Below are 24,970 nucleotides of genomic sequence, written 5' to 3' on the forward strand. Positions count from 1 at the left end.
TTCAGGCGAACCGGTAATAGATGACGATGAAGGTCGCGAGCACGAAGATGAAGTTCAGGGTCACAAATACCATCTGGTCGATGCGGGTTTTATGAATCGAGACAGGTGGCTTGTAGAAGCTGACCCCCTCGATAATGAACAGAATCAGAATGATGTGTATCATAAAGTGGCCGACAAATTCTGTTATGCCGAACAGCATGGTTGTCGAGATGAATATTAATGTCAGGACAAAGGCCAGCAGTCGGTTTAGAATGCCGACGACCAGGAGATAGCCGACTACAAATTCAATAAAGCCAGCCATCACGATGAAGTCGGCTGCAGGAAAGCCGAATGTTGGCACGCCATGGCTGGCGATAATATCCTCGGCCATGGACGGGTATACCCACTTCTCCACGGCCACCCAGCAGAGGGAGAGGCCTGTCCCCAGATAGAGGAGGGGAAAGCCAAGGCGCGATTCCCTCGTCTTTTCGAGCAGCAGGACACCGATAATGGCCAGATAAAATCCATAATCCAGCATGTGGAAGATCCCGGCTTTAAGTGTCACTTCTATGAAGAGCACAAGCAGCACAGCCGCACCTGCTTTGGTTGCATACCGGTGGGGGATAAGCAGCAGTACGATCGTAACCCAGAGAAGAACGGTCGTAAACGTTGTATTGAGTTCAAACTCGGGTGCGAGTAGTGTGCTGGAGAAGGCCTGAATCATTAAGGAAGCTGCCGTGCCGTACTTTAAGATAATGCCGGTGTAAGGATGCAGCTTGTCCAGCGAGTGGTCAATCCTTCGGGATATCGGCATAGAAGATAAGGCAGGCAGTACCTGAGTAAGTGCGGCAAGCAGCACGGCGATTGCCACTGCCAGCAGCATGAAGAAGGGGGTTAGAATATCCTCAAAGGCCTCCTTCTGCGGCTGGACTTCGGTAAACCATTTGACATGGGCAAAGGCTGTTCCAGGGATGGCGGCACATGCAATCACGGCCGTTATGACAGCCAGCCAGCGTTTCTGCATGGATAATGACCCTCCTGTATGAATATAATCTGGTTTATGGTTCCTATTTAAACACTTTCTCTAAGGCTAAAGCGCTATGGCTGGAAGAAGAGGGGGCTGTTGCGATATATCTTCCCCAAAAAAACACTATTTATTTGAGACCTGCCTCCCGGTATAATCGTTACCATAGTGCTTGGGCTTATGCTGATTTTGTCGCGACCTGTCGTGTCCAAAACAGGATTTTCAATAAAATGCGCGAATCAAAGAGACAAGTGTAATGAACAGCAGCGAGCGGGGCATAACTAATGCACCGTAATCAACCCATTGCTATTCCAGATTAACCAAATAGAGGCTGGTTCTTCTCATATTCCTCTAAGAATTCTAACAAAAATCTAACAATCGTATTGTTGCTTTGAAACCGGATATAGTATAGTAGGTATAACAGGCAGGTGGCATTGCTAAAAGCCCTACTTAAAGGTGGAAAACCATGCAGAAAATACTTGTAATCGAAGACGACGCTATCATGGGCCATATGCTGTGCATGTACTTATCCGAAGAAGGGTATGACGTTAAGCAGGCATTGAACGGTAAAGACGGGCTGCAGCTTATGGATGAATTAAAGCCGGATGTCATCCTGCTCGATCTCATGCTCCCGGATATTGACGGAATGGAGTTATGTGTCGATATCCGCAAGCGCTCGGATGTGCCAATCATGATTGTCTCTATGAAAACAGAAGTTTCCGAAAGAGTTCATGCCCTTAAGGCAGGGGCTGATGACTACCTGTGTAAGCCCTTCAGCCTGCACGAGCTGACCGCACGCGTATATGCACTTATTCGCCGGGCTCAAGGCAGTGCAAAATCTGGGGGAGCTGGGGCCGACTTTAGAAGTGAGCAAGCGGAAGACATGTCTGCCCGCAGTGAGGAGATCAAGCTGGATATTGAGCGTCGCTTGCTGATCGTCAGGGGCCAGCATGTGGAAACGACATTTTCCGAGTTTGAAATCATGCGGCTGTTTATCAGTCATCCGGGGAAGGTATTCAGCCGGGAGGATCTGATTAATGCCATAAGAGGATTTGATTCATTTGTCACTGACCGGGCGATTGATGTGCATATTGTCAATCTCCGCAAGAAGGTCGAAGAGAACCCGAGGTCACCCCGTTTCATTAAGACCGTATGGGGAGTGGGTTACAAGTATGTACAGGAATAGGGGTGAATTATATAGCGGGAAGGGTACCGATCTTAAGCGGCGGCGGACGGATCGGTACCTTTTATTTAGGATACATCCAGATACAGCTTGGTTCCGTCATTATATTGGAAGATGGCCACGTCACGAATCATCTGCACGGATTTGATGCGTTTCCACTTTCGGCGGAAATCAAAATCAAGTGCAAGGCTCTCCAGCTTGGTTTGCAACAGATCCAGTGATCCCTTGTGCTCCTGTGGAATAAATACAGGCACGGAACGTTTGCTAAATGTGATTACTTTCATCATCGTACGCGACCTCCTATCTTTTGTTCTAGTATAGGGCTTATGAATTAGGACCTTATAAGACATGCATCAGCCATATATTTGTTTTATTAACAATTCCCTAACACTCCGATTCTTAACCTCTCCACGTGTGATTATTACCCCGTATTTCCTGTCCTGCATCTCTAATTTTCCCTGTGAAGGTTGACGGAACGGGAGGAAACCACTATATTTGTGAATATAAAATAAAATTATTCACATATGCACATGGTCGGCGAATGCCCAATCAGGTGCCGGATAGAGGGGCAGGTTGGTGGTTAAGTGAGGAAATTTGATGAACGGGAACGGGAAATTATCGCCGCCAAGCTGATTAGCGAGGGACGGAGACAGTTTGAGGCACTGGGGCTTAAGAAGACAAGTGTGGCAGACCTGACGAAAGCGGCTGGAATAGCCCAAGGCTCCTTTTATCTGTTCTACGGCTCGAAGGAAGAGCTGTATTATGACATCCTCCTTCAGGAGGAGCATGATATCCGTGAGCAGATGCTCGCCCCGCTGCGGGAAGGACGCGTCAGCAGGGAGGCCTTCAAGCAGCTGCTGCAAGCCTCCATCAGACTGATGGAGGAGCGGCCGCTGCTGCGCCAGCTTTACGACGAGGCAGTGATGGAACAGCTGTTCCGCAAGCTGCCAGAGGAGAAGCTGAGTGAGAATTTCCAGAATGATGCCGATGATCTGCTGCCTGTGCTGCTGCGCGGGAAGGAACAGGGATGGCTGACAGCTGAGGACCCCGAGACGGTTGTCAGTCTGTTAAGGGCCGTTGTCCTGCTCTCCTTCCAGAAGCGTCAGATCGGTGAAGAGCAGTACGACGCAACAATGGAGCTCTTGACGGATCTAATAGCACGCGGGCTGGTTGCTGAAGGAGAGGGAGAGACTGACGATGATCGAAGTTAACGGGCTGGCTTACCAGTACCCGGGCAGCAGCAGCCAGGTGCTGAAGGGGATCGATTTTCATATTGCCAAGGGGGAAATATTCGGCTTCCTGGGTCCGTCGGGTGCGGGCAAGAGCACGACACAAAATATACTGATTGGAGCGCTCAAAGGTTATACGGGCAGCGTCCGGGTGCTGGGCTTGGAGATCAGGGGGGCAGGCAGCCGTTACTATGAGCGTATTGGTGTTGCCTTTGAGTTTCCTAACTTCTACAGCCGTCTTACCGCAATCGAAAATTTGCAGCTGTTCCGCTCGCTGTACAGCGGGACTACTGAGGAACCTATGAAGCTGCTCGAAGCTGTTGGTTTGTCGGGGCACGCCAAGGAGAAGGTCGCAGGATTCTCGAAGGGCATGCGGATGCGCCTAAATCTGTGCAGAGCGCTGCTGAACCGGCCTGAGGTGCTGTTTCTGGATGAGCCCACATCGGGTCTGGATCCCGTTAACGCCAAGATGCTTAAGGATATCATTCGGGAGAGAAGCCGGGAGGGAACAACCATTGTATTGACGACTCACAACATGTCTGCTGCAGAGCAGCTTTGTAACAGAGTGGCTTTCCTGGTTGACGGAACGATCCCGCTGATCGATTCGCCCCGGGCCCTTATGGTCGGTTTGGGTAGCCGGAAGGTTGTTGTAGAGTACAGGAATCAGAACGGCAGCATGGAATCAGCCGGGTTTGAACTGGACGGCATCGGAAGCGATCCGGCATTTCAAAAGCTGCTCAGCAGCGGAACCGTGGAGACTATCCATACTCGTGAAGCGACGCTGGAACAGATATTCATTGAGGTAACAGGCCGGGGGTTGTCCTGATGCCGGGTGCGCCGATTTTCTTCTATGATATCAAGCTACAGGTCAGACATGGCTTCTATACGGCATATGGGCTGGTTTGCGGGATCTATATTCTACTATTATATGTTATGCCCGCAAGCATGCGGGAAACCGTAAATGTGCTGCTGACCTTCTCAGATCCAAGCGCGCTGGGCTTCTTCTTCATTGGGGGTCTGGTGCTGCTGGAGAGAGGCCAGGGCATCTATGACAGCTTGTTCGTTACGCCGTACCGGCTGGAGCAGTATCTGATATCCAAGACGCTGTCGCTCACCCTGCTGTCCGTCTTGTCTGCTGTTCTAATCCACGTAAGTGTATTCGGCTTCACCGCCGGGGCAGGCGTGCTGGCTGCCGGTACGGCTTTTACTTCCGTCTTCTTTACGCTGCTGGGCTTGGGGGTGGCAGTCAAGAGCCGGTCGGTAAACGGCTTCTTCTTCCTCTCATCCTTCTACTCCCTGCCTTTCATGCTGCCGCTGCTGTCCTATGGAGGCTTCATCGGAGCGGAACGGTGGCTTCTTGGATGGCTGCCAACCTGGGGATCGCTAGTGCTGCTCAAGTCTGCCTTTGAACCGACTGCAGCCGGTATGCTGATTCAGGCATGCCTGGTACTCGCTTTCTGGTCGGTGCTTGCCTTCTGGTGGGCGCGCCGCCAATTTGCACGTTACGTACTGGCGGCAGTAGGGGAGGGAATACAATGAAATGGCAGCTAACCGGTTTACTGCGACTGGATGCCAAGCAGGCAGTTCGCGACCCCATGTTAGGCTTGGCCTTATGCGCTCCAGTCCTGCTGCTAATCGTGCTTCGCTTCGGCTTGCCTGCGGCTGGACAGCTGCTTGAGGCGGAATTCGGAATCCAACTTGTACATTATGAGCCGCTGCTGCTGGCCTTCTTCCTTCAGCTGGTACCGCTTATGCTGGGTATGCTTACGGGATTCGTCATGCTGGAGGAGCGGGATGAGCGGCTCATAGGCTGCTATGCAGTGACGCCGCTGGGCAAGCGGGGTTATCTGGTGTACCGCTTGCTTCTGCCGTTTATTCTGTCTTTGCTGTTCACTGCCATCCTCCTGCTGGCAGGGGGGCTGGGCACACCGTCCGCAGCGGAATCTGCAGCGGCGATTATGCTGTATGCGCTGCAGACCCCTCTGTTTGCGCTCGTGCTGACCGCTTGGGCAGATAACAAGGTAGAGGGCCTCGCCTTGTCCAAGGCAGCTGGGATTACCGTCTTCACGCCTGCTGCTGTGGCATTCATACCTTGGCCGTGGCAGCTGGCTGCCGGTGTAATCCCGTCCTACTGGCCCGTCAGGCTGATGATGGGGGGCGTGGAGAATGGAGGGGCTGACGGCTGGCTGCATTCTCCTCTTTCAACTGTTCTAATGGGACTTATAGTTACAGGAGGATGGCTCGTGGCCGTATTTGCTGTGTTTGAACGCAAGGTAGAGCATAGGTGATAGGTAGCGGGAGAAGCCGGTAATTGCTTTGTAATAAGTCCTTCCTCGTGATTCCTAGGGCGCATTTTTTGCGATATACGATGTCCCAGTGCGACTTCAGTGGCAGAATGTTGTACAATATGGGCAACACGGTCTGTTAAAAAAAAGGGTGTGATCTCGATCGGCGTTGCCAAATCATTCTTAACCAATATGTCCATTCTGATTACCTGTGCCTACTTGTTTAATCTTACGTATAAATATATGTTTGCCCAAGCCTCTGTTGTGGTCAGACAAGGTTTCACAGTCTTTATATTTATAATATCAGGCTGGCTGGCTATGATGTTCGGCTTCCGTATGAATGAAACGGCTATATTTGACCTGCGCTCTGTACCGATTATATTTGGCGCGCTTGTGTTTCGGGATCCAAGGGTGCTGCTCGTGATCGGTACAGGTATAGCCTTGTGCAGGTTTGCGGTGAATGGTGTTCACACCGCAGCGTTCACCGGTGCTGTCAATATTGCCTTATTGGGTATTGCTGCAGCCTGTCTGGTTGTCTGGTTTCGTGACAAAGACTGGTCATTCCGCAATAAAGCTGTGGCCGCTATTGTCGTTATTCATTCGCTGCATGTGCTGGTCATCTCGCTTAACGGCACGCTCCCTGCCCGGGTTTATCTCACGGAGGTGGCGGTCATCACTTATCCGCTTGGTATGCTTCTGAGTACCTTGTTTATCTTCATCATTCGGGATTTCTTCAAGGAACAGAAGAGATCCGATGATATGCGGAAGATGAATGAGATCTTGCGGCGGCAGACAAGACAGCTGCGGGAAGCCAAGCGGGAGCTGGAGGAGAAGGCGAAGCAGCTGGCGCTAAATTCGAAGTATAAGTCTGAATTCATGTTTAATATGTCGCATGAGCTGAAGACACCGCTCAACAGCATTATCCTGCTGTCCCAGATGATCCGGGAGACGGAGGATTACGGTACAGACAATATGCAGTATGCCGGCCTTATCGAAACCTCAAGCAATGAGCTGCTGCAGCTTATTAATGACATTCTGGACATCTCTTCTATAGAAGCGGGCAAATTGGAAATTGTAACGGTAACCGTGCCGGTTGAGGAACAGGCCGATCTGCTGTACACGCAGTTTCACCCGGCTGCAGTGAAGAAAGGTCTGGCATTTACAGTACATATCGATAAGACGGTCCCGCCCATTATTCTTTCAGACGGACTGCGTCTGAATCAAATTCTGCGCAATCTGCTTGATAACGCATTCAAGTTTACAGACCGGGGCGCGGTGGCGCTGGGGATCAGCTTGGAATCCGGGACGCCTGAGGCTGATCCGGCCGGGTTCAAGTCAGCGCGCACTGGTGCGTTCCAGAATATGAGGGGGCCGCTGAAGGGACAGCTGGACCACGACAGCCAAGAAGTAGCCGGCAGGGGATTATTCCGTCTTGCTGCACGGACCAAGGGGAAGAATCCCCGTGTGAGCCGTACGAGGGACATTAAGAATAAGGCGCCGGCAAGACAGCATGACTGGATTGTCTTCACCGTGCTGGATACGGGGATCGGGATTGATTCGGATAAACATAGCATCATATTCGAAACCTTCCATCAGGGGGATGGCTCCATCAACCGGCAGTATGGAGGAACGGGGCTTGGCTTATCCATCAGCCTCCAGCTGGCGGGCCTGCTGGGCGGCAGCCTAACGCTCGATAGTATACCCGGCAAGGGCAGTATGTTTCAGCTGCGTCTCCCGGCTGGGGGATTAGAAGCCGGGACCTTCGAAGATGTTCAGGAGTATGAAGCCGTAAGGATGGCCGATTAATAGACCCGCAATTAAACAGGGGTAACGCTGTCTGCAGCGTTACCCCTGTTCTGTTCCTATTCGAACAGCTTCCTCCCGTTATCGTTCACGGGTCAGCTTCCAGATGTGATCGCGAATGTCCGGCGGCTCAACAGCTACTGTCCAGCCGAGAGCGGCAGCCGCATACCGGAGGGGGATCATCATGGTCCCGCTGGTGATCCCGGCCGGCACCTGCAAGGGTTCGGCGGAGCCGTCCAGAACGGCGGCATTGGAACCTACGGTAAACTGCAGCTCGTGACCGCCGCCTTTCAGGATCAGCTTCTTGTCCTCCGGACTCCAGCCCAATGCGGCCCCGAGCAGTTCCGCTGCCTGCTTGGCAGGAACAAGCAGCTCACCGCCTGAGGCGGTCTCTTTAGGAGAGAAAGTTGCCGGCTTCAGCTGATCGCCCTCCTGCTTGTAGATCCTGTACCGGTGGAGTCCGTACGTCATACTGGCTGCGGCTTGCCGAATCTGCTGGCGCAGCTGCTCGTTAAACTGCTCCACATTGTCCAGTGTCACGCGATAACGGGAATCATCCTGCCCAATCAGCCGGATAATCTGGCTGTTCAGCTCCTGCTTATGATGCGACAGATCCTTGTACAGGTCCAAGTTATAGGTCCAGTCCGCCTTCGTCTGGAAGTCGTAGACACGGACGTTGAACAAGTGGCCGAACTGCTCCTGTACCCAGCGTTTCATCGTGAGCTGATTCTCAAACCTCTGCTCGTTCGCTTCCTGCCAGACCGCATGCCGCAGCACACTATACGGGGGATAGTAGAAGATGAATTCGACCTCGCTGTATTCCTGCACAAGCGGGAGGATATAACGGCTGAAGTTATCCTGTACGACTTCGATTGGCGTTTCATTCAGGCCAAAGTATACCTCGCTCTGCCGTGCCTTTGCATAGTGCTTCAGAACATGCTCTTCCCCGAATTTCACGTGTGAATTCCAATTGTACAGGTATTCCAGTTCCTGATCTCTATCGTTCAACAAGTTCTTCATTATTCCGTTAGTAAGCTGGCGGAACGTAAATTCATTGAACCAGTACCGGTAATCATTCCAGAGCTTGTTATCATACAGATAGCCGGGGAAAGGTCCCTGGTCATCGCGCATGCCATCTCTCAGGGCAAAATAGTCCAAGCCCCAGAGAACGCGCTTCGGCTTGCCAGTCTTCAGCGCAAGCTTGGCTATTTCGTACTGCTCAGCCGCCGTAGAGCCGCGCATGGACAGCTTGAGCGTCTGGCCGCCTAGCGCTGCATCAACCTCCGAAGGGAGGAAGTTTTCCGTCATCGAGGTGCCGATAATGATGGTGTCGTACTCGTAATGACGTGCCAGCCCGGGATTCTGGTAGCGCTGCTCCGACGAGTACATCGGCGGGTACCAAGAGGGCTTGCGGTAGTGCTGCAGCGGGTCCACTATATAAACGAAGGAGGCGAACAGGATGCCAAGCAGTACGACGGAGACCGCGAAGGCAGCCAGCATCCGTTTGGCATCCCGTCTGCGGCGGGCCCGGCTGTTTAATGGGAATACGCCCGGGGTATGTCCAGGTCGGATCTTCATGTGCCGTTCCTCCTCTAGAAGTTGAAATACAAGAAGGGTGTTATCCGGTTAAGAAAGAGCATGGCGATCGTGAATAGAATAGCGGCTGCTGCGCCAGCGCGCCATGAAGGACGGAGCGATTCCAGCCTCTCGGCCGAATTGGGTGCGAGCAGCACAATAGGCATTAGAATGGCCAGCAGCAGTATCGGAGGAAGATCCTGGATCAGGCCGATATTTCCGATACCGTTAAGCCCTGTTAATCCCTTGAGCAGGCGGAATGCCTCGGACAGATCCTCTGCACGGAAGAATACCCAGGTCAGATTGATGAACAGGAAGGTAAGCAGCCAGCCGCACAGTGCTGGAAGCGGACGAACCTTCATTGACCAGAGGCGGTGAACCACTAGTGCAATGCCGTGCAGGAGTCCCCATATAATAAAGGTCCAGCCTGCACCATGCCATATGCCGCCGAGCAGGAAGGTAATCATCAGATTCCGCATTGTGATGATGCTTCCCTTGCGGTTGCCGCCCAGAGGAATATAGATATAATCCCGGAGGAAGCGGCTGAGCGTCATATGCCAGCGCCGCCAGAAGTCCTGGATGCTGACGGCTTTATAGGGAGAATTGAAGTTTTGCGGCAGCCGGATATTGAAGAGCAAGGCGATGCCAATGGCCATATCCGTATAGCCGCTGAAGTCGAAATACAGCTGCAGGGTGTATGTTAGAACGGCGATCCAGCTGTCAACGGCATGAACAGCGTTAGCGAAGCCGTCATTGGCATACCCGGCAAGCGTGTCCGCAATGACCACCTTCTTGAACAGCCCGATACAGAGCATATAACAGCCTCCTGCTATATGGCCCCAGTTCCATTTGTAGCTGCGAAGCTGCCGGAACTGAGGCATCATTTCCTTATGGTGAAGGATAGGTCCTGCCACAAGCTGGGGGAAGAACGTGACAAACAGAGTATAATTGATCAGGCTAGATTCCCGTACTCTGCCGTAATAGGAATCAACTACATAGGCGATCTGGGTAAACGTATAGAAACTGATGCCAAGCGGGAGTGCCAGGCTGAGCAGCGGTACAGCGCTGCCTGTCAGGGCATTTACATTCTCGAGCAGGAAGTCGGCATACTTATACCAGCCCAGCAGCAGGAGGTTCCCTGCTACGCCGGCTATCATTAATCCCTTGCGATAGTAGGGCCGGGGCGTTGTGTCTGAAACGGCGCTTCGCTGCAGCAGCAGACCTGCGGCATAATTAAAGACGATGGAGCCGCTGATGAGGAGGACATAGCGGACATCCCACCAGCCATAGAACACCAGTGAGGCGGCAGTCAGCCAGACTCTTGCAGCGAAGATCAGGCGAAATCGTCCGAGAAGAAAATAACCTGCCAAGACAATGGGCAGAAAGCCGTATAGGAAAGTATAGGAATTAAACAGCATCGCTTGATCACGCTCATCTCTGTCATTACCTGCTACCATGTATGAGTATTAGTCAGGATTCATTAAGAATTCGGTGGGGAAATCGATATTCCTTCCAGATTGCCCCAGCCCATACGGAATGTGCAGCTTATTACCTGAAGAGCTCCGTAATAGGGAGACGAGCGGGGAGGCGCTTTGGTTGCGGGTAGAAGAACGCATAAAAGAGCCGCCAATGCAGCCTGATAGGCGATTGACGGCTCTCTGTAATAAGAGGATGGCTCTTACTTCACTACATGAACGGAGCATTCTGTATGTTGAATGACATGCTGGCTCACGCTGCCAAGGAATAACTGCTTAAGACCGCTGTTCCCCCGGCTGCCGATGACAATAAGGTCGGCCTGCTTATCGGCGGCTGTCTCAACAATGAGCGGGCCTGGTTCACCTTGTTTGACTGTCACATTAGCCCGAACCCCGGGCGCAGCAGCAATAATGGATTGTGCTTCATCCCCGCGATTTTGTGCTTCATGCGCAATAGCGGCATTCGTCTCAGGCGCAGCGGGAACCATTGCTTCTCCCACTGATGCAATCGGAATCTGATAAACGTGGACGACTTCCAGGGAAGCATCCCAATCCGCTGCAAATTCAATCGCTTTATTCAAAGCACGCAGGGAAGGCTCAGAGCCGTCATAGGCTACTAGAATCGTACGGTAACTCATTGGTATCACCCTTTCCCAGCCCTTCTTATAGTAACGTTTACCCCTATTGTAATTGGCATGAAACGGAGCAGGGATACTGGCAATCAGAGGCATGGTAAAAGAGTGAGTGGAGCCCAAATCTTGTGTTGACAGTAAAAATGAAATTTCGTATTATAGTAAAGGTCTTGCTGATGTAGCTCAGCTGGTAGAGCAACGCATTCGTAATGCGTAGGCCGGGGGTTCGAATCCCTTCATCAGCACCATGGATACAACCAGTCACGGCGCGGATTTCCGGATTTCAGGGGGAACGCGTCTTTTTTATGTGTATCTTTCTGTACTACCTGAATCTATTTCCTTGCAGGGCGTGTATTCATGCGGCGTGCCGCAACGCTGGATCTCCTTCCGGATTCTCATAATGTTATTGCGGGTTTCCTTCACATGCTCAAGTGTATTGGTAAGCTTGCCAAGGTTATCCTGGAGGGCATCCAGCATATCGATATGACGATGAGTAGCATTACGCAGACGCAGATTCAGCTGCTGCATCTCTTTTTGCATATGATTTCGGGTTGAACGCATAAGTAACTGATCTCCCCTTTGAATTCAATATAATCTAAGTATAACGGATGATGAATGTAAAAGTTGTCATAAACCGTCTGTCCGGACAAATAAAATAAAACGCTTCCACGAGTTGGAGTAATCGCAGACAGGACAAAGCTTCTGGCAGACGGATAAAAAAAAGATGCGGCAAGTGTTTCGACGAGTGATAATTCGGGTAAATAATTGTTTTAAATAATTATAAATTTTTTATATTCATTCGACATATTGCAGCAGAATAACCTAACACGCCTGCATTATAATAATAGAGTCTTTATATAACGGACTAGGAGAGATCAATATGTCCAGAACCGAGAGGGCGGATATCCACGAGGAAATTGACCAGCTTCGTTATGAACTGAATATGTTCTCATCTGAAGAGACAGCCGATCTGTGTCAAGGACCTATATTAGAAATTAGCCAAAAGCTGGATGTGCTTATCGTAGACTATTACAGATCCTTTTATAAGCCGGTCCGTTCAGGGCCAATCTGCCACGGGTGATAGGAGGCGTCAGCATAGGTGCTGCCGGGTAAATGCTGCAGTAAACAGAACAACAAACCGTAGAACTGTCGTTGCCGGCAACGTTCTGACGGTTTTTTGTAATGCCGGGAAGGTGCAGGCACCCCGTTTCATTCCGCTCTATCGTTAAAATGCAGCGCCAGCTGCCGGAACAACATGCAGCTTGCCTTCCTTGTGCCTGACAAGCCAGCAGTAGCAGGTTTAATGCCAATACCCCTGTCTATGTACCTCTTCTCTTGACGCTTGTCCATCCAGTTCAACTGCTCATCATAAAGGTCGAATTGTTCCCCAGCCGTAGGCTTAAGTCTCCAAAGGCCGAGGCTCCGTCTCAAGCTGAGACGTGCAATGTGCACAGCGTGTCGCCCGAATAGGCACTTTCCCCAGACAGTAAGGACAGTCCTTCTCCGTCGGCTCCGGCGGGAGTTCCGGTTCCTGACTGCGAAGGCGGTTGATTGTCTTCACCATGAGAAAGACGGAGAAAGCGATTATGATGAAATTGATGACGGTGTTGATAAATTGGCCGTATGCCACGACCGGGGAAGATGAGGCCTTAGCCTCGGCAAGTGAAGCATAATCGGTTCCATCCAAGGTAAAGAAGAGATCGCTAAAGCTAACCCCGCCAAGCAGCAGGCCGATCGGCGGCATGATGATGTCTTCCACGAGTGAAGTCACGATGCGGCCAAAGGCTCCTCCGACAATGACACCGACTGCCAAGTCAATGACATTGCCTCTAACGGCAAATTTCTTAAATTCTTGTAAAAATGACACGGTAAATACCCCTTTCAGTACCGGATGACCGCATTATACCTGAAATAACCCGGAAAGGCACCTTTAGAAGCAGGTCTGTCGTGTTTTCGGAGGTTATAAAGGATTTTCTTGAAATTTGTCGAATTTATCCAGATTACATAGGCCTATAGAGTGGGGTTGGTAGTTTGGCTGGTTTGTTCAGTTCCAATCAATCGTTGTTTGTTTTGATATCATTGATGATCAGCATCATGTCCTCCTACACCATGTTCCATTTTATCAGTCATTACAAGAGCGGAATGAGAGAGCGTCACTACGGTATGATCGGCGGCGCAGCGGTATTTGGATTCGGTTTGACCTCCATGCATTTTGTAGGGATGCTGACATGGGACTACATGATCTCATTCGGCTGGCATCTTGGGCTTATCTTTATCTTAGGCGCCGGATTTGCCTACCTGGCTTTTATCCGTCTTGGGGGAGGCGGCGGTCTGCGAAGAATCATGGCAAGCCTGTACGTGTCAGCGGGCGCGCTGGCCATCCATTACGTCAACATGATCAGCGGCCCGATCAGCCGTTTTCATATAAATATGGGACTCTTCCTGGTGTCCGTGCTGCTTATCCTGGCCGGCTCATGGGGAGCCTTTTACTGGTTTGACCGTAAGGAAGGGAATTTCAAGCTGGTCAGCGCGATTCTGCTCGGCAGCTCGGCAGCGGGTATGATCCTGATCGGCATGGAGGCCGCCACCATTGAATACAGGGATATCCTGACGACCGATAAACTAAATGATATGATGATGCTCCTGGTGACTATCATTGGCTTCGAAACGCTGTTCGTACCGCTTGGCAGTCTTGCGGCCTGGTTCATGAACCGGCGGTTTAATGTTGTGGATGAACGGTACAAGCTGCTTGTCGAGAATTCTATGGACATGATCGCAATCATGAGAAATGGCAGGTGGGAGTACGTGAATAAGGCGGGGCTGCAGATGTTCGAAGCGCAGCGGGAGGAAGAGCTGATCAACCGGTCAGTCTTCGAATTCCTGCACCCTGCCTATCATGAGCAGCTTCGGAAGCAGTTCGCGGGCCTGGACAGCGATTATAATGAAGCCAGGGTCCCGGAAGAGCAGGAATGGTATACCGTCACCGGCAAGCTGCTGCACACGGAGGTAGTCAAGACGCTGACGACCTTTGGCAGCAAACCGGCTGTGCAGGTCATCGTGCGTGATATTTCAGAACGGAAGAAGAATGAGGAGCTGCTGATTAATTCGGAGAAGCTGTACGTCGCGGGTCAGCTCGCGGCAGGCATCGCACACGAAATTCGTAATCCTCTAACCTCGCTCAAAGGCTTCCTGCAGCTAATGGCATCCGGCAGGGCGTCAAGCAGCCAGTATTTCGAGATCATGAAATCAGAGCTGACGCGTATTGAAGCGATCGTGAGTGAAATGCTGATGCTGTCGAAGCCTCAGGTCTATGAGCTAGCGGTAAAGGATATCCGGTCGATTGTGAATGATACGGTCATCTTGCTGGAAGCGCAGGCTATCATGCACGGAATTGTGCTTGAATTTAAGCATGACGAGTTTCCGCTCTGGGTCAATGGGGTTGAAAATCAAATCAAACAGGTCATTATTAATATTATGAAGAATGCGATTGAAGCGATGCCGGACGGCGGAACGATCACAGTCAGCTGCTTTGGTGAGGGCGATACCGTAACCGTTAGGGTCGTTGATGAAGGTCCAGGGATACCAGGTGAGCAGCTGCAGAAGATGGGCCAGCCATTCTATACGACCAAGGATAAGGGAACAGGCCTTGGCCTGATGGTGAGCTACAAGATCGTTGATAACCATAAGGGAATGATCCGAGTAGACAGCCACTTGGGAACAGGAACGACTATGGATATTATCTTCCCCCTGGTTGACCGGGAATCTGCTGCCGGGGAGGCGGGTTTCCCAGACAGTTCACCGAAAGATCATACATATGCAGGATAAGAGAGAACCCTGCCATATACAAAAACAGCAGTCCCGAACTCACCTGAGTCGGGACTGCTTTCATTGTACGCCCAGCATGGGCGTCATCTCTAGGGTGAAAGTCCCGAACGGGGGCTGGCGAACGCCTACCGTTAGCCAAGAGCAAGGGTGTCCATCGCGAGGTGGAATCTGAAGGAAGCTGGAGGCAAATGCACGAGCCAAGGTACACGAACTGGATTTGAGGCAGGGGTAGTTGGATGAGTCACCAATACATGACGAAATCCTAAGTCGCCAAGGGCTATTCCTGTATACTCCAGTGGTTGCGGGCAGAAAGATGACGTTCTTATCTGGGGAGGCCTGCGGAAGACGCGAAGTCACTTCGTAACCGCGGCTGAGAAGTCGCGCTGAATCCGCAGGAGTCAGCAGAGGTCATAGTACGGGAGTAAGGGACGCCGGAAACCGGAAGGACCGAACCGAAAGGAGAGTGGAAACCGATGCGTTCGTATGAAGAGCAGAGACAGCAGAAAATCTCGCAAGAGAGCTTGCGGCAAAGAGAAGCGGTGAAGCCGTCAGGGTATGCCGAAGCGCCGAGTTCTTCGTCGGCACAAGTCGTCCTTTCCGCTCGCAGAGACCAAAACGAGCTGCTGGAGCGAGTGCTCGAAGGAGATAACCTTCGGCTCGCCTACAAGCAAGTGGTACAAAACGGAGGAGCCCCCGGTGTGGACGGCGTAACGGTAGCGCATCTACAAGTTTACCTGAAAACACACTGGGAAGCGGTAAAAGCCGCACTCCTGACGGGAACCTACAGACCCTCGCCAGTCAAACGGGTGGAAATCCCCAAACCCGGAGGCGGCGTGAGGCTGCTTGGGATTCCGACCGTCATGGACCGCTTTCTCCAGCAGGCACTTCTACAAGTGCTGAACCCGATCTTCGACGCGCATTTCTCCTGGTACAGCTATGGATTCCGCCCGGGAAAACGGGCCCATGACGCGGTCAAGCAAGCGCAGCGCTTCATCCAAGACGGGCTCCGCTGGGTCGTCGACATGGACCTGGAAAAGTTCTTTGACCGGGTGAATCACGACATGCTAATGGCGAGGGTAGCCCGAAAAGTAACGGACAAGCGAATCCTGAAACTGATTCGAGCCTACCTGAACGCCGGCGTAATGGCGAAAGGAACACTGGAGCGAACCACAGAAGGAACGCCGCAAGGTGGTCCGCTAAGTCCGCTTTTGGCTAACATTTTACTGGATGATCTGGACAAAGAGCTGACCAAGCGGGGGTTGCGATTCGTCCGCTATGCGGACGATTGTAACATCTTCGTGGCGAGCAAACGTGCAGGCGAGCGCGTCATGAAGTCGGTGACAGACTTCGTAGAAGGGAAGTTGAAACTGAAAGTGAACCGGGACAAAAGCGCGGTAGACCGGCCATGGAACCGCAAGTTTCTCGGCTTTAGCTTCCTCAAGGACAAGAAGGCAACGATTCGGCTAGCGCCAAAGACAATCTCCCGATTTAAGGAGAGGATCCGCGAGCTGACGAACCGGACGCGCTCGATTTCATTGGTAGAACGCATTGCCCAGCTTAATCGCTACATAATGGGATGGGTCGGTTACTTCCGACTGGCCTCAGCGAAGAAGCACTGTGAGCGACTCGACCAATGGATTCGCAGAAGGCTCCGAATGTGTCTGTGGAAACAGTGGAAAAGGGTGCGTACCCGAATCCGCGAACTCCGGGCGCTCGGCGTACCCGATTGGGCCTGCTTTGTTATGGCTAACTCAAGGCGGGGAGCATGGGAAATGTCTCGGAACACAAACAATGCCCTTCCTACTTCCTACTGGGAAGCGAAAGGGCTGAGAAGTCTGCTTTCTCGATATTTGGAGCTTTGTTAACCTTTTGGAACCGCCGTATGCGGACCCGCATGTACGGTGGTGTGAGAGGACGGAGGCTAGCCGCCTCCTCCTACTCGATGCAGCAAGAGCCTCATACAGCTCTTCAGCCAATAATAAGATCTTCCTTCGGATAGTGGTAATGCTGCTTGCTCCTGCGGCTTCTGAACATGAACAGCAGGGAGAGCATCCCGATCCGGCCAATGAACATGATAATGATCAGCGTGCATTTCCCTTCGGTTGAGAGGGTTGGAGTGATGCCCATCGATAACCCGCTTGTGCCAAATGCCGAGCATACCTCGAATACAATAGCCATTAACGGCAGATAACCGGTCTCGGTGTAGCCGAGCACCATGATGCCCATCAAGACTAGCAGAGCGGCAGCTGTAAATACCACAAAGCTCTTCGTGACGTCCTCCTGCTTGATCGCCCGCTTGAACGCCCTGACCTCACTGCGGCCAAGCGCATAATTGAATAGGGTTAGCAGGATCACGCCGAACGTAGTTGTTCGGACACCGCCGCCCACACTCGAGGGGCTGGCCCCGATGAACATAAGGACCGATAACAGTACGAGAGAGGGGACGCTGAATGCATTGATGTCCATGGTTGCCAGCCCCCCGCTTCGGGTAGAGATCGAGTTGAACAGTGAAAAGAATATCTGCTCGTGCCACGGAAGTGTCTCGAAGTGCAAATTATGCTCGAAGAACCAGATTCCGATAGCGCCAAGGACTACTAGAACGAAGAACATGGCGCCTGTCATTTTGGTATAGAGTGAGAACCGGAACTGCTTATGCTTGCCGAATAAGTATTCGCTGACTTCAATCAGTACAGGGAAACCGATCGCACCCAAGATCAACAGGAGCATCGTGATGCCCTGCACCACATAGTCGTTAGCAAACCGGTACAGGGAATCGCCGTAAATGTCAAAGCCTGCATTAGTGAATGCCGATATGCTGTGAAAGGTGCCATGAAGAAGGGCGGACAGCCAATTGTCAGCATAGCCTGCGGCTCTAAAGTAAACGGTTAGCAATACAGCGCCCACAGCTTCGATACCGAGGGCGATTAAGAAGACAAGCCGCATCAGATACACCAGTCCTGATAAGTTGTGCCGGTTCTGGTCAACCATGATAAGCCGTCTGTACGACAGACTGATATTGCGGCCCAGCACAAGCCACAGGAACGCGCCAAGTGTCATAATGCCAATGCCGCCAAGCTGGAACATGAATAACAGCATAACCTTCCCCGTTCCGCTGAAGGTTGCAGCTGTGCTGACGACAGTCAGACCGGTAACGCTCACGGCACTGGTTGCGGTGAAGAGCGCATCCATCCAGGACAGCTGTGCGCCTTCCCGCAGGCTGACGGGCAGTTTTAACAGGACAGTAGATAAGCTAACGGCAATTAAGTAACCAAGCACGATGAACTGGGTTGGCGTCAGACGGGTGACAAAACCGCGCAGGGAGGTGCGGTAACGGTTAACCCTATTGCGAAGTGTCTTCAGGTCCATTTGGCCGCCCACAGCTTCATTTCCTTGATGATCCGGTGAAGGTCCTCCCCTTTGGGTGTGAGCGTGTATTCCACGGTTACGGGAACGGTAGGAAATACATGGCGCTCAAGCACACCCTTGTCCTCCAGATGCCTCAGTGTGCTGGTTAAGGCACGAGGGCTTACAGCCGGTATGGATCTTTGCAGCTCGCCGAAACGCTTGGTGCCGCCGAAGAGCTCGCGGAGAATGAGAAATGCCCATTTGCCACCTAACACTTCAAGTGTTTTCTCAATATTGCATGCTATACTTACAGGGGACTTGGGTATGTAGTTATCTGGTGAAGAAGACATTCATTAAACCTCCTATTGCATGAAGAGCTTTTCACTTCTACCCATCATATACGAACTGCCATTGAATGAAAAGGGCGCCGCCGTACGGCAGTATGTGCCTGCAAAGTCAAAGAAAGAGCCTTCCTCCACAGATTGTGGAAGAGGGCTCTTCGGATATTGCTTGTATGATCCGGTATGTTACTCGCGCAGCGCTTCACTTAACCGGGTTGCCATGCCTGGCTTGCCTGTGCGGGCCAGCCGCTTGCGAAGCTGCAGGACCTCCTGGCGGAGCGCCTGGTTCTCTGCTTCGAGTTCATGAATTCTTGCTTGCAAGGTCTCCTGTTGCTGCTGCGGGTTGCTGTCCTTCTCTTGCATCTAATGATTCCCTCCGTCCCTGCTCTACAATTCGACGGGCACGGTCGGTTTCCTGCTCTGTTGGCGGCTGTATGCCTTCCAGAGGATAGGGGAGATTCATCTCCTGCCACTTGTAAACCCCCATTCGGTGGTAAGGCAGCAGTTCAAACTTCTCTACACCGTCCAGGGTGCCGATGAAGCGGCCAAGCTCCAGCAGGTCTTCGTAGCTGTCCGTTACGCCGGGGACAAGCACGTGGCGGATCCACATCTTGCTGCCGCGGTCCGACAGATGTCTGGCGAAGCGAAGAATGCGATCGTTCGATTGTGTCGTCAAGGCTTCATGGCGCTGCTTGTTCAGCTGCTTCAGATCAAGCAGGACAAGATCGGTCGTATCAAGCAGCCCGGTTGCCTCGGCATGGTCTGGCTCGCAGAAGCCGGATGAGTCCAGCGTTGTATGCAGACCGAAGCGTCGCTTGATCTCCCTAAACAATGCGGCTACGAATGGTGCTTGAAGGGTAGGCTCTCCACCAGTAACAGTTAAGCCGCCTTCAGACAAGCGGTAATACTCCAGGTACGGTTCGATTTCGGCGATCACCTCTTCAACGGTGACCGGTTTACCAGCTGAAGTATCCCAGGAATCAGGATTGTGGCAGAATTGGCAGCGCAGCGCGCAGCCCTGCATGAAGAGTACAAAGCGGATTCCGGGACCATCCACGGTGCCGAACGTTTCGACCGAATGGATGCGGCCCTTAACAGCAGGATCAGGGTGACGAGTATTTGGCATGGCCATGACCTCCATTTCGGATGTAAGTTTAGACTTAAGTTGGCAGGTGGTACGTTCCGGAAGCAGCTTTAGTACATATTCATGTTACAAGTTACATACTGCCGTGGAAGGTACGGCTGATGACTTCCAGCTGCTGCTCGCGAGTCAGCTTGATGAAGTTAACCGCGTATCCGGATACACGCACGGTCAGCTGCGGATAGTTCTCTGGATGCTCCATGGCATCCATCAGCTGGGAACGGTCAAATACGTTCACATTAAGATGATGTGCTCCCTTGCCCATATAGCCGTCAAGCATAGCTGTAAGGTTGCGGACCCGGTCTTCGCTTTCACGGCCCAGTGCCTTCTCGACGATTGAGAATGTGTTGGAAATACCGTCAAGTGCCTCATCGTAAGGCAGCTTCGCAACACTTGCAAGAGAAGCGAGCGCACCCTTGCGGTCGCGTCCATGCATCGGGTTAGCGCCCGGTGCGAACGGCTCGCCGGCTTTCCGGCCGTCTGGCGTGGAACCGGTCTTCTTGCCGTAGACGACGTTGGATGTAATCGTCAGTACGGATTGAGTCGGAATAGCACCGCGATAGGTTTCGTGCTTGCGCAGTTTGGCCATGAAGGTCTCAACCAATTCGACAGCCATTTGGTCTACACGCTCATCGTTGTTGCCGTACTGCGGGTATTCGCCTTCGATTTCGAAGTCCACAGCGATACCTTGTTCGTTGCGGATTGGGCGTACCTTCGCGTACTTGATGGCGCTCAGGCTGTCGGCCACTACGGAGAGACCGGCGATGCCGCAAGCCATCGTACGGATGATTTCCTTGTCATGCAGAGCGAATTCGATCCGTTCGTAGCAGTACTTGTCGTGCATATAGTGAATGACATTCAGTGTGTTCATGTACAGGCCGGCAAGCCAATCCATGACACGGTCATAACGTTCGGATACCTCTTCGAAGTCAAGCACTTCGGAAGTGATCGGCGCTTCCTTCGGTCCCACCTGCATGCCGAGCTTCTCATCTACGCCGCCGTTAATGGCATACAGCAGAGCCTTCGCCAGGTTGGCACGGGCGCCGAAGAACTGCATTTGCTTGCCGATTCTCATCGCGGATACGCAGCAGGCAATGCCATAGTCATCGCCGTAGATCGGACGCATCAGGTCATCGCTCTCATACTGGATGGAGCTGGTTTCAATGGATACCTTGGAGCAGAAGTTCTTGAAGCCTTCAGGCAGGTCATTGGACCAGAGAACGGTAAGGTTCGGTTCCGGTGCAGGGCCGAGTGTGTACAGCGTGTGCAGAATCCGGAAGCTGTTCTTCGTAACCAGCGTACGGCCGTCTTCAGCCATGCCGCCGATGGATTCCGTTACCCATGTAGGGTCGCCGCTGAACAGTTCGTTGTAATCAGGTGTCCGCAGGAACTTGACGATCCGGAGCTTCATAACGAAGTGGTCGATGATTTCCTGTGCTTCCTGTTCGTTCAGGATGCCTTCCTTCAAGTCGCGTTCGAAGTAGATGTCAAGGAATGTGGAGACCCGGCCTAGGCTCATTGCCGCCCCGTTCTGCTCCTTGATGGCAGCCAGGTAAGCAAAGTACAGCCACTGTACCGCTTCACGTGCATTGGCAGCAGGGCGGGAGATGTCATAGCCGTAGCTCATTGCCATCTGCTTCAATTCCTGCAGCGCGCGAATCTGCTCGCTGTGTTCTTCTCGGGCGCGGATGACATCTTCGCTCATCGCGAGTGCTTCCATTTCCTTCAGATCCTGCTTCTTCTCCTGAATCAGACGGTCAACACCATACAGGGCAGCACGGCGGTAGTCGCCAATGATGCGTCCCCGGCCATAAGCATCCGGGAGTCCGGTGATGATGCCTGCTTTACGGGCATTACGCATGTCAGAGGTATAAGCATCGAATACACCTTGGTTGTGAGTCTTGCGGATGTCTGTGAACAGGCGGACGATCTCTTCAGGCAGCTGGAAGCCGTAAGCTTCACAAGCGTCCTGTACCATTCGTACACCGCCATAAGGCTGAATGCTGCGGCGGAACGGGGCATCGGTTTGGACGCCGACGATCTTCTCGAGCTTCTCATCCAGGTAACCTGGACCATGAGAGACGATAGAGGAAGGGGTATTGACATCTACATCCCATACACCGCCGCGCTCGCGTTCTTCACGAGTCAGCCGGCTGACAATGTCCCAGAGCTCGGTTGTTTCTTGGGTCGCTCCGCTGAGGAAGCGGTCATCACCTTGGTAAGGTGTGACATTGAGAAGAATGAAATCACGTACGTTTACTTTATCTGTCCAAGGTCCGGTAATAAATCCCCGCCAGGCGTCGGATGGCCCGCCGGTTTTCAGGTTTCTCTCAAGGGTAGACATATGCGTTGCCTCCTTATGGTTTATCTTAAGGGTTTAAGTGAGTGGAAGCCGCACAGATCTGTGCGGCTTCCGGATGCTTACTCGCTTACTCGAATTTACCGTAGAATGCTTTGCGGTAGATTTCGGCAAGTTCAGTTACGAGCGGCATACGCGGATTGGCCGTTGTGCATTGATCTTCGAATGCACGGTCTGCCAGGTAATCGGCTCTGGCTTCGAATGCGTCAGCATTAACGCCTACAGCCTGGAAGCTCTCAGGAATACCGAGCGAACGGTTCAGTTTGCGGATAGCTTCAATCAGGCTGTTAACACCTTCGCTAACCGAACGGGCAGGCAATCCGAGCATACGTGCGATTTCCGCATAGCGCTCATCAGCTTTGAAGTGATCATATTTAGGGAACGACTGGAACTTCGTTGGACGCTGCGCATTGTAGCGGATAACATGCGGCATCAGGATTGCGTTAGTACGGCCATGCGCTGTATGGAACTCGGCTCCGAATTTGTGTGCAAGGCTGTGGTTGATGCCAAGGAAAGCATTGGCGAAGGCCATACCTGCAATGGTCGAAGCGTTGTGCATTTTCTCGCGGGCGACAGGATCGCCGGTTGCGAACGACTTCTCAAGGTTCTCGAATACCAGCTGGATCGCTTTCATCGCGAGGCCATCCGAGTAGTCGTTAGCCATAACCGAAACATAAGCTTCGATTGCGTGTGTCAGAACGTCCATGCCTGTATCGGCTACAACTGTCTTAGGCAGCGTGTAAACGAATTCCGGATCGATGATTGCTACATCTGGCGTCAGCTCGTAGTCTGCCAGCGGATATTTCGTGTTGCCCTTGTTCTTGTCGGTAATAACCGCGAACGAGGTAACTTCAGAACCTGTACCCGAAGTGGTAGGGATCGCAACGAACTTTGCTTTTTGACCCAGGCGCGGGTACTTGTAGATCCGTTTACGGATATCCATGAACTTCTGCTTCAGACCGTTGAAGTCTGTGTCCGGGTATTCGTAGAACAGCCACATGGCTTTCGCTGCGTCCATTGGCGAACCGCCGCCGAGTGCGATGATGCAGTCTGGCTGGAAGCGTTCCATTACTGCTGTGCCGCGGCTTACCGTGTCTACCGACGGATCCGGCTCGACATCGGAGAATACTTCAATCTGTACAGGCAGCTGGCGCTTGCGGAGGTAGTACTCTACCTTCTCAACGTATCCGAGCTTCACCATCATTTCGTCGGTGATAATCAGGATGCGCGAGATATCCGGCATTTTGGCCAGGTACTGCGTCGAACCCTTCTCGAAGTAGATCTTTGGTGGAATCTTGAACCACTGCATGTTTACGGTACGGTCGGCAACGCGCTTGATATTAAGCAGGTTGACAGCCGATACGTTCGATGTTGTGGAGTTCGAGCCGTACGATCCGCAGCCCAGTGTGAGCGAAGGCAGGTTCGTGTTGTAGATGTCGCCGATTGCGCCGTGTGTCGAAGGCGAGTTCACGATAACGCGGCCGGTCTGCAGCTTCTTCGCATAAGCTTCGATAATACGCTGGTCGTTCGAGTGGATAACCGACGAGTGACCCATTCCGCCGAAGCGGACGATTTCTGCAGCGCGCTCGATACCTTGTTCTGCCGTCTTCACCTTGTAGCAGGCCAGGATCGGGCTGAGCTTCTCAGCGGACAGCGGGAATGCTTCGCCTACACCGTTCAGCTCGGCAACCAGAATCTTCGTGTCTGCCGGTACTTCAATGCCTGCCATCTCGGCGATCTTCGCAGCCGGCTGGCCGACGATTACCGCGTTTACAGCGCACTTCTCGGAGTTGATTGCAAACTTGGAAACCGCTTCGGTCTCTTCTTTGTTGAGGAAGTAGCATCCAAGCACGGACATCATCTTCTTCACTTGGTCATAAACCGGTTCTTCTATAATGACGGCCTGCTCGGAAGCACAGATCATGCCGTTGTCAAACGTCTTGGACAGAATCAGGTCTGTTACAGCCTGCTTCAGGTTCGCTGTCTTGTCGATCAAGCAAGGCACGTTACCAGGTCCGACACCAAGAGCCGGTTTACCAGTGCTGTAAGCTGCTTTAACCATTCCAGATCCCCCTGTAGCGAGCACGAGTGCCACGTCCTTGTGATTCATCAATTGCTGTGTTCCTTCAACAGAAGGCTGTTCAACCCACTGGATGCAGTTCGCAGGAGCGCCTGCCAGTACTGCTGCGTCAAGCAGAGTGCGGGCGGCTTCCACGCTGCACTTCTGTGCGGAAGGATGGAAGGCGAACACGATCGGGTTACGGGTCTTGATCGCGATCAGCGCCTTGAACATCGTGGTGGAAGTCGGGTTTGTTACCGGTGTAACACCAGCGATAACGCCGACTGGCTCAGCAATTTTCTTGTAGTTCTCGTAGTGGTTCTCTTCAATGATGCCGACTGTCTTTTCTTTCTTGATGCTGTGGTAGATATACTCTGTAGCGAAGATATTCTTCGTGATCTTGTCTTCATAAACACCACGGCCAGTTTCCTCAATTGCCATCTTGGCGAGAAGCATATGCTTGTCGAGTCCGGCAAGTGCCATCTCCTGAACGATGTGGTCAATCTGCTCCTGGTTGAGCTCCATGAACTCTTCCTGGGCTTGCTTTGCACGCTTGACGAGGGCGTCTATGTTCTCTTGGACCGTCTGCTGTTCCTGGACTTTAGTTTCTTTTACCGCCATTACTCTCCGCCTCCTTAGGGGATAGGTGCTTTATTTATGTCTTGGTTTCATCATACGCTTCCTGTCCTGCAACATCTGTGAAATTAATCACAAA

22 protein-coding genes and 1 tRNA gene are annotated in these 24,970 nt (G+C 52.3%); 10 read left to right on the forward strand and 13 right to left on the reverse strand.

Annotated features, from left to right (window positions below; genetic code table 11):
• Window position 1 precedes the first annotated feature (1 nt).
• Window positions 2-1,003, reverse strand: a complete 1,002-nt coding sequence (locus tag DNH61_RS13060) for a DoxX family membrane protein (RefSeq protein ID WP_111147089.1) — start codon at window positions 1,001-1,003, stop codon at window positions 2-4.
• Between the two features lie 466 nt (window positions 1,004-1,469).
• Here DNH61_RS13060 and DNH61_RS13065 point away from each other — a divergent pair, with 466 nt between their 5' ends.
• Complete coding sequence (locus DNH61_RS13065; protein ID WP_111147090.1) at window positions 1,470-2,189, forward strand: response regulator transcription factor; 720 nt, start codon at window positions 1,470-1,472, stop codon at window positions 2,187-2,189.
• 65 nt (window positions 2,190-2,254) lie between these two features.
• On the opposite strand, the gene DNH61_RS13070 is transcribed toward DNH61_RS13065, so the two are convergent.
• Window positions 2,255-2,473, reverse strand: coding sequence for a hypothetical protein (locus tag DNH61_RS13070; protein WP_111147091.1), 219 nt, complete (start codon window positions 2,471-2,473; stop codon window positions 2,255-2,257).
• Window positions 2,474-2,770: 297 nt separating this feature from the next.
• Between DNH61_RS13070 and DNH61_RS13075 the strand changes: the two genes are divergently transcribed.
• The 5 genes from DNH61_RS13075 (at window position 2,771) to DNH61_RS13095 (ending at window position 7,506) form a co-directional block, all read left to right on the forward strand.
• A complete protein-coding gene (locus DNH61_RS13075; RefSeq protein WP_111147092.1) occupies window positions 2,771-3,397 on the forward strand; it encodes a TetR/AcrR family transcriptional regulator in 627 nt (208 codons plus the stop codon).
• Complete coding sequence (locus DNH61_RS13080) at window positions 3,384-4,241, forward strand: ABC transporter ATP-binding protein (RefSeq protein ID WP_111147093.1); 858 nt, start codon at window positions 3,384-3,386, stop codon at window positions 4,239-4,241. Before DNH61_RS13075 ends, DNH61_RS13080 begins: the two co-directional genes overlap by 14 nt.
• On the forward strand, window positions 4,241-4,954 hold the full coding sequence (locus tag DNH61_RS13085; protein ID WP_111147094.1) for a fluoroquinolone export ABC transporter permease subunit: 714 nt from the start codon (window positions 4,241-4,243) through the stop codon (window positions 4,952-4,954). The genes DNH61_RS13080 and DNH61_RS13085 overlap by 1 nt, the downstream gene beginning before the upstream one ends.
• Window positions 4,951-5,703, forward strand: a complete 753-nt coding sequence (locus DNH61_RS13090) for a hypothetical protein (protein WP_111147095.1) — start codon at window positions 4,951-4,953, stop codon at window positions 5,701-5,703. Before DNH61_RS13085 ends, DNH61_RS13090 begins: the two co-directional genes overlap by 4 nt.
• A gap of 150 nt (window positions 5,704-5,853) precedes the next feature.
• Window positions 5,854-7,506, forward strand: coding sequence for an ATP-binding protein (locus DNH61_RS13095; RefSeq protein ID WP_111147096.1), 1,653 nt, complete (start codon window positions 5,854-5,856; stop codon window positions 7,504-7,506).
• A gap of 78 nt (window positions 7,507-7,584) precedes the next feature.
• Here DNH61_RS13095 and DNH61_RS13100 read toward each other — a convergent pair whose 3' ends face one another.
• The 3 genes from DNH61_RS13100 to DNH61_RS13110 form a co-directional block, all read right to left on the reverse strand.
• The gene (locus tag DNH61_RS13100) at window positions 7,585-9,081 is read right to left on the reverse strand and encodes a copper amine oxidase N-terminal domain-containing protein (protein ID WP_111147097.1); all 1,497 of its coding nucleotides are present in this window, start codon (window positions 9,079-9,081) and stop codon (window positions 7,585-7,587) included.
• A gap of 14 nt (window positions 9,082-9,095) precedes the next feature.
• A complete protein-coding gene (locus DNH61_RS13105) occupies window positions 9,096-10,496 on the reverse strand; it encodes an MBOAT family O-acyltransferase (RefSeq protein ID WP_111147098.1) in 1,401 nt (466 codons plus the stop codon).
• 260 nt (window positions 10,497-10,756) lie between these two features.
• A complete protein-coding gene (locus tag DNH61_RS13110) occupies window positions 10,757-11,191 on the reverse strand; it encodes a universal stress protein (RefSeq protein WP_181438698.1) in 435 nt (144 codons plus the stop codon).
• A gap of 166 nt (window positions 11,192-11,357) precedes the next feature.
• Between DNH61_RS13110 and DNH61_RS13115 the strand changes: the two genes are divergently transcribed.
• A tRNA-Thr gene (locus tag DNH61_RS13115) sits at window positions 11,358-11,433 on the forward strand.
• 55 nt (window positions 11,434-11,488) lie between these two features.
• On the opposite strand, the gene DNH61_RS26100 is transcribed toward DNH61_RS13115, so the two are convergent.
• Window positions 11,489-11,746 (reverse strand): hypothetical protein, encoded by a 258-nt coding sequence (locus DNH61_RS26100; protein ID WP_146241013.1) that lies wholly within the window; start codon window positions 11,744-11,746, stop codon window positions 11,489-11,491.
• A gap of 319 nt (window positions 11,747-12,065) precedes the next feature.
• Between DNH61_RS26100 and DNH61_RS13125 the strand changes: the two genes are divergently transcribed.
• Window positions 12,066-12,266, forward strand: a complete 201-nt coding sequence (locus tag DNH61_RS13125) for an aspartyl-phosphate phosphatase Spo0E family protein (RefSeq protein WP_111147101.1) — start codon at window positions 12,066-12,068, stop codon at window positions 12,264-12,266.
• A 318-nt stretch (window positions 12,267-12,584) separates the two neighbouring features.
• Here DNH61_RS13125 and mscL read toward each other — a convergent pair whose 3' ends face one another.
• Window positions 12,585-13,052, reverse strand: coding sequence for a large conductance mechanosensitive channel protein MscL (gene mscL, locus DNH61_RS13130; protein WP_111147102.1), 468 nt, complete (start codon window positions 13,050-13,052; stop codon window positions 12,585-12,587).
• 164 nt (window positions 13,053-13,216) lie between these two features.
• Here mscL and DNH61_RS13135 point away from each other — a divergent pair, with 164 nt between their 5' ends.
• Window positions 13,217-15,010: an ATP-binding protein gene (locus DNH61_RS13135; protein ID WP_111147103.1), complete on the forward strand. Its 1,794-nt coding sequence runs from the start codon at window positions 13,217-13,219 to the stop codon at window positions 15,008-15,010.
• A gap of 473 nt (window positions 15,011-15,483) precedes the next feature.
• On the forward strand, window positions 15,484-16,875 hold the full coding sequence (gene ltrA / locus DNH61_RS13140; RefSeq protein WP_111147104.1) for a group II intron reverse transcriptase/maturase: 1,392 nt from the start codon (window positions 15,484-15,486) through the stop codon (window positions 16,873-16,875).
• 103 nt (window positions 16,876-16,978) lie between these two features.
• Here ltrA and DNH61_RS13145 read toward each other — a convergent pair whose 3' ends face one another.
• From DNH61_RS13145 to adhE, 6 genes are all read right to left on the reverse strand, one after another.
• Entirely contained in the window at window positions 16,979-18,376 is a 1,398-nt protein-coding gene (locus DNH61_RS13145; protein WP_111147364.1) for a TrkH family potassium uptake protein, read from the reverse strand.
• The gene (locus DNH61_RS13150) at window positions 18,367-18,705 is read right to left on the reverse strand and encodes a winged helix-turn-helix transcriptional regulator (protein WP_111147105.1); all 339 of its coding nucleotides are present in this window, start codon (window positions 18,703-18,705) and stop codon (window positions 18,367-18,369) included. The genes DNH61_RS13145 and DNH61_RS13150 overlap by 10 nt, the downstream gene beginning before the upstream one ends.
• Window positions 18,706-18,882: 177 nt before the next feature.
• A complete protein-coding gene (locus DNH61_RS27030; RefSeq protein WP_281272388.1) occupies window positions 18,883-19,017 on the reverse strand; it encodes a hypothetical protein in 135 nt (44 codons plus the stop codon).
• Complete coding sequence (gene pflA, locus DNH61_RS13155; protein ID WP_111147106.1) at window positions 18,998-19,822, reverse strand: pyruvate formate-lyase-activating protein; 825 nt, start codon at window positions 19,820-19,822, stop codon at window positions 18,998-19,000. Before pflA ends, DNH61_RS27030 begins: the two co-directional genes overlap by 20 nt.
• Window positions 19,823-19,913: 91 nt before the next feature.
• Window positions 19,914-22,181, reverse strand: a complete 2,268-nt coding sequence (gene pflB / locus DNH61_RS13160; RefSeq protein ID WP_111147107.1) for a formate C-acetyltransferase — start codon at window positions 22,179-22,181, stop codon at window positions 19,914-19,916.
• Between the two features lie 85 nt (window positions 22,182-22,266).
• On the reverse strand, window positions 22,267-24,876 hold the full coding sequence (gene adhE / locus DNH61_RS13165; RefSeq protein WP_111147108.1) for a bifunctional acetaldehyde-CoA/alcohol dehydrogenase: 2,610 nt from the start codon (window positions 24,874-24,876) through the stop codon (window positions 22,267-22,269).
• Window positions 24,877-24,970: the final 94 nt, after the last annotated feature.

This window comes from Paenibacillus sambharensis, assembly GCF_003233845.1.
Lineage (GTDB): Bacteria > Bacillota > Bacilli > Paenibacillales > Paenibacillaceae > Paenibacillus_I > Paenibacillus_I sambharensis.

Coding starts and splice junctions, on each gene's coding strand:
- DNH61_RS13060 (WP_111147089.1), bottom strand. CDS start 1,003: ATGCAGAAACGCTGGCTGGCTGTCATAACGGCCGTGATTGCATGTGCC.
- DNH61_RS13065 (WP_111147090.1), top strand. CDS start 1,470: ATGCAGAAAATACTTGTAATCGAAGACGACGCTATCATGGGCCATATG.
- DNH61_RS13070 (WP_111147091.1), bottom strand. CDS start 2,473: ATGATGAAAGTAATCACATTTAGCAAACGTTCCGTGCCTGTATTTATT.
- DNH61_RS13080 (WP_111147093.1), top strand. CDS start 3,384: ATGATCGAAGTTAACGGGCTGGCTTACCAGTACCCGGGCAGCAGCAGC.
- DNH61_RS13085 (WP_111147094.1), top strand. CDS start 4,241: ATGCCGGGTGCGCCGATTTTCTTCTATGATATCAAGCTACAGGTCAGA.
- DNH61_RS13090 (WP_111147095.1), top strand. CDS start 4,951: ATGAAATGGCAGCTAACCGGTTTACTGCGACTGGATGCCAAGCAGGCA.
- DNH61_RS13100 (WP_111147097.1), bottom strand. CDS start 9,081: ATGAAGATCCGACCTGGACATACCCCGGGCGTATTCCCATTAAACAGC.
- DNH61_RS13105 (WP_111147098.1), bottom strand. CDS start 10,496: ATGCTGTTTAATTCCTATACTTTCCTATACGGCTTTCTGCCCATTGTC.
- DNH61_RS13110 (WP_181438698.1), bottom strand. CDS start 11,191: ATGAGTTACCGTACGATTCTAGTAGCCTATGACGGCTCTGAGCCTTCC.
- DNH61_RS26100 (WP_146241013.1), bottom strand. CDS start 11,746: ATGCGTTCAACCCGAAATCATATGCAAAAAGAGATGCAGCAGCTGAAT.
- DNH61_RS13125 (WP_111147101.1), top strand. CDS start 12,066: ATGTCCAGAACCGAGAGGGCGGATATCCACGAGGAAATTGACCAGCTT.
- ltrA (WP_111147104.1), top strand. CDS start 15,484: ATGCGTTCGTATGAAGAGCAGAGACAGCAGAAAATCTCGCAAGAGAGC.
- DNH61_RS13145 (WP_111147364.1), bottom strand. CDS start 18,376: ATGGACCTGAAGACACTTCGCAATAGGGTTAACCGTTACCGCACCTCC.
- DNH61_RS13150 (WP_111147105.1), bottom strand. CDS start 18,705: ATGTCTTCTTCACCAGATAACTACATACCCAAGTCCCCTGTAAGTATA.
- pflA (WP_111147106.1), bottom strand. CDS start 19,822: ATGCCAAATACTCGTCACCCTGATCCTGCTGTTAAGGGCCGCATCCAT.
- pflB (WP_111147107.1), bottom strand. CDS start 22,181: ATGTCTACCCTTGAGAGAAACCTGAAAACCGGCGGGCCATCCGACGCC.
- adhE (WP_111147108.1), bottom strand. CDS start 24,876: ATGGCGGTAAAAGAAACTAAAGTCCAGGAACAGCAGACGGTCCAAGAG.